We start from the raw sequence: 4503 nt of genomic DNA on the forward strand, positions 1-4503 counted from the left end.
GAGCGGGGTTCATCGGTGACGCTATGTGCTAGTCACGCACCAGCGGGGCAGAGCCTCAGCTCTGGCCACCGGCCAGCTTCTCGCGCAGGGCGGCCAGGGCCTCGTCCGAGGCCAGGGCGCCGGAGCCCTCGTCGCTGCTGGACGAGTAGGAGCCACCCGCGGCGGCGGCGACGGCGTCGCCACCCTCGGCAGCGGCCTCCGCGTCGGCCTCGCGGCTCTTGATGACCTGGGCCTGGTGCTGCTCGAAGCGCGACTGGGCCTCGGCGTACTGCCGCTCCCACTCCTCACGCTGCTTCTCGTAGCCCGCCAGCCAGTCGTTGGCCTCGGGGTCGAAGCCCTCCGGGTAGATGTAGTTGCCCTGGTCGTCGTAGGACGCGGCCATGCCGTACAGGGTCGGGTCGAACTCGACCTCGGCCGGGTTGGCACCCAGCGCCTCGTTGGCCTGCTTCAGCGAGAGGCTGATGCGACGACGCTCAAGGTCGATGTCGATGACCTTGACGAAGATCTCGTCGCCGACCTGGACGACCTGCTCCGGGATCTCGACGTGGCGCTCGGCCAGCTCGGAGATGTGGACCAGGCCCTCGATGCCCTCGTCCACGCGGACGAACGCACCGAACGGAACCAGCTTGGTGACCTTACCCGGGACGACCTGACCGATCTGGTGGGTCCGGGCGAACTGCTGCCACGGGTCCTCCTGGGTCGCCTTCAGCGACAGGGAGACGCGCTCGCGGTCCATGTCCACGTCGAGAACCTCGACGGTGACCTCCTGGCCGACCTCGACGACCTCGGACGGGTGGTCGATGTGCTTCCAGGACAGCTCGGAGACGTGAACCAGGCCGTCGACGCCACCCAGGTCCACGAAGGCACCGAAGTTGACGATCGAGGAGACGACGCCGGAGCGCACCTGGCCCTTCTGCAGGGTGGTGAGGAAGGTCTGGCGGACCTCGCTCTGGGTCTGCTCCAGCCAGGCACGGCGGGACAGGACCACGTTGTTGCGGTTCTTGTCCAGCTCGATGATCTTGGCCTCGAGCTCCTTGCCCACGTAGGGCTGGAGGTCGCGGACGCGGCGCATCTCGACCAGCGAGGCCGGCAGGAAGCCACGGAGGCCGATGTCGAGGATGAGACCACCCTTGACGACCTCGATGACGGTACCGGTGACGATGCCGTCCTCTTCCTTGATCTTCTCGATCGTGCCCCAGGCACGCTCGTACTGAGCGCGCTTCTTGGACAGGATGAGACGACCCTCCTTGTCCTCCTTCTGGAGAACCAGGGCCTCGATGTTGTCGCCGACGGCGACGACCTCGTGCGGGTCGACGTCGTGCTTGATCGAGAGCTCGCGGGACGGGATGACGCCCTCGGTCTTGTAACCGATGTCGAGGAGGACCTCGTCACGGTCGACCTTCACGATGACGCCCTCGACGATGTCGCCATCGTTGAAGTACTTGATGGTCTCGTCGATGGCGGCGAGGAACGCCTCGGCGTCGCCGATGTCGTTGACCGCGACCTGCGGGGTGGTGCTGAGGGAGGAGTCGGTGGGGCTCGTCATTAGGAAAAGGGCTCCGGTACGGACATGAAGTCGTAGGTAATGCCACGCGGAGGGCCCGTATCGCTCCCACCGAAAGCCGGACAGCCAAGAACACGGCGCACCGGAAATCCCGTAGTACGGGAGATCGGCGTCCGTCTTGCGACCGTGGGGTCTTCGACAGATGCGAGCGCGACCTGCTCCGTCCGAGGCGCGCAGGCCCGCAGCGCAACTTGTAGCATACGGGGACGGCCAGGCACGGTCAACGCCAGAAACGGCAAGACGGTGGAGCCCGGTATGGATCAGGCCATATCCTCCGATTGCGCACCTCAACGGGTGGCGGCCGCAGGGAGGACCCTTCCCCGGATGCCACCGCCGGGATACCGGGCCTCTCGGACCGGTTCACGGCAGCGGCGCTTCCGCAGACCACACCCTACGCGATGGGCCTTCTCACCGTGACCGGCACCCCCCTCCCCGACCCCATTGATCTTGACGAGGACGGCGACGACGCGGTAAGGCGGTCCGCCGGCACCGGCGAGAGCAGCCGCGCCAGCCGCCACTGGTGGGACCGCAACGCCGACGAGTACCAGGACGAGCACGGCGGGTTCCTCGGCGACGACCGGTTCACCTGGTGCCCCGAGGGCCTCGACGAGGCGGACGCCCGGCTGCTCGGCGACGTCGCCGGCCGCACCGTCCTGGAGATCGGCGCCGGCGCCGCCCAGTGCTCGCGCTGGCTGGCCGGCCGCGGCGCCCGCCCGGTCGCCCTCGACATCTCGCACCGCCAGCTCCAGCACTCGCTGCGGATCGACCTCACCCGCGGCACCGCGCCCGTCCCGGTCGTCCAGGCCGACGCCGCCGTGCTGCCCTTCGCCGACGCCTCCTTCGACCTCGCCTGCTCCGCCTACGGCGCCGTCCCGTTCAGCGCCGACACCGCCGCCCTGATGCGCGAGGTCCACCGGGTGCTGCGGCCCGGCGGGCGCTGGGTCTTCTCGGTCACCCACCCGATCCGCTGGGCCTTCCCCGACGAGCCCGGCGTCGAAGGCCTCACCGCCGTCGCCTCCTACTTCGACCGCACCCCCTACGTCGAACAGGACGAGCAGGGCCGGGCCACCTACGTCGAACACCACCGCACGGTCGGCGACCGGGTCCGCGAACTCGTCGCCGCCGGGTTCCGGCTGCTCGACCTCGTCGAGCCCGAATGGCCGGACGGACACGAGCAGGACTGGGGCGGCTGGTCGCCGCTGCGCGGACGGCTCATCCCCGGCACCGCGATCTTCGTCACCGAGCGGGGCTGACACCTTGCCGAACCCGGCCTGGCGCGAGCTGCCCGTCCGCACCGCCCTGCCCGCGCTGCACCGCGCGCTCGACGAGCACGGCGCGGCCGTCCTCGCCGCGCCGCCCGGCACCGGCAAGACCACCCTGGTGCCGCTGGCGCTGGCCGGGCTGCTCGGTTCCGGACCTGTTCGCCGTGTCCTCGTCGCCGAACCGCGACGGCTCGCCGTGCGGGCCGCCGCCCGGCGGATGGCCTGGCTGCTCGGCTCGTCCGTGGGCCGCGAGGTCGGATACACCGTGCGCGGCGAGCGGCGCGTCGGGCCGGACACGGTGGTCGAGGTGGTCACCACCGGCGTGCTGCTCCAGCGCCTCCAGCGCGACCAGGAGCTCTCCGGCGTCGACGTGGTGGTCCTCGACGAGTGCCACGAACGGCACCTGGACGCCGACACCGCGCTCGCCTTCCTGCTCGACGTGCGCGCCGCCCTGCGGCCCGAGCTGCGGATCGTCTGCGCCTCCGCGACCTCCGACACCGCCGCCTGGGCGGCGTTGCTGGACGACGCGCCGGTCGTCGAGGCGCACGGGGTCTCGCACCCGGTCGAGACGGTGTGGGCTCCGCCGCCGCGCGCCGTGCGGCCCGCGCACGGCACCCGGGTGGACTTCGCGCTGCTCGACCACGTCGCCTCCGTCGTACGGCGGGCTCTGAGCGAGCGGGACGGGGACGTGCTCTGCTTCCTGCCCGGCGTCGGCGAGATCGCCCGCGTCGCCGGGCAGCTCGGCGGCGTGCCCGCCGAGGTCCTCCAACTGCACGGGCGCGCGCCGCAGGCCGTCCAGGACGCCGCCCTCGCGCCCTCCGCCTCCCGCCGCGTCGTCCTGTCCACCGCCGTCGCCGAGTCCTCGCTCACCGTGCCCGGCGTGCGGGTCGTGGTGGACGCCGGACTCGCCCGCGAACCGCGCACCGACCACGCACGTGGACTCGCCGCCCTGGTCACCGTCCGCGCCTCGCTCGCCGCCGCCCGCCAGCGCGCCGGCCGCGCCGGGCGCGAGGCCCCGGGCACCGTCTACCGCTGCTGGCACGAGGCCGAGGACGCCCTCGCCGCCCGGTTCCCGACGCCCGAGATCGCGCTCGCCGACCTGACGTCCTTCGCCCTCCAGGCCTCCTGCTGGGGCGACCCCGACGCCACCGGCCTCGCCCTGCCCGACCGGCCCCCGACGGGCGCGATGGCCGCCGCCCGGGAGACGCTGGTCGCCCTCGGGGCGGTCTCCGCCGAAGGCCGCGCCACCCCGCGCGGCGTCCGCCTCGCCCGTACGGGGCTGCATCCCCGGCTCGCCCGCGCCCTGGTGGACGGCGCGCCCCTGGTCGGCGCCGACCGGGCCGCCGAGGTGGTCGCCCTCCTGTCCGAGGAGCCCCCGCGCGCCCTCGGCGACGACCTCACCGCCGTCCTGCGCGCCGCCCGCACCTCACGGGACCCGTACGCGGGCCGCTGGCGCGAGGAGGTCCGCCGCCTGCGCCGCTCCACCTCCGACCAGCGGGCCACCGACCTCCCCGACACCACCGCCGTCGGCCTCGTCGTCGCCCTCGCCTTCCCCGAACGCGTCGCCCGCGCCCGGGTCGAACGACCCGCCCCGGGCGAGCGCAGTCCGTACCTGATGGCCTCCGGCACGGCCGCCGAACTCGCCCCCGGCACCACCCTCGGCGCCCTGCCCTGGCT

Annotated in this window: 3 protein-coding genes; 2 read left to right on the plus strand and 1 reads right to left on the minus strand. The window is 72.8% G+C overall.

Annotated elements, in window-relative coordinates:
• Positions 1-55 precede the first annotated feature (55 nt).
• On the minus strand, positions 56-1546 hold the full coding sequence (gene rpsA, locus ABD308_RS32045) for a 30S ribosomal protein S1 (protein WP_344342887.1): 1491 nt from the start codon (positions 1544-1546) through the stop codon (positions 56-58).
• A gap of 416 nt (positions 1547-1962) precedes the next feature.
• Between rpsA and ABD308_RS32050 the strand changes: the two genes are divergently transcribed.
• On the plus strand, positions 1963-2817 hold the full coding sequence (locus ABD308_RS32050; RefSeq protein WP_344342890.1) for a class I SAM-dependent methyltransferase: 855 nt from the start codon (positions 1963-1965) through the stop codon (positions 2815-2817).
• Between the two features lie 4 nt (positions 2818-2821).
• The coding region (locus ABD308_RS32055; protein WP_344342954.1) for a helicase-related protein at positions 2822-4503 on the plus strand (1682 nt) is incomplete at its 3' end.

Origin of the sequence: Kitasatospora putterlickiae (genome assembly GCF_039527695.1) — a bacterium.
GTDB lineage: Bacteria > Actinomycetota > Actinomycetes > Streptomycetales > Streptomycetaceae > Kitasatospora > Kitasatospora putterlickiae.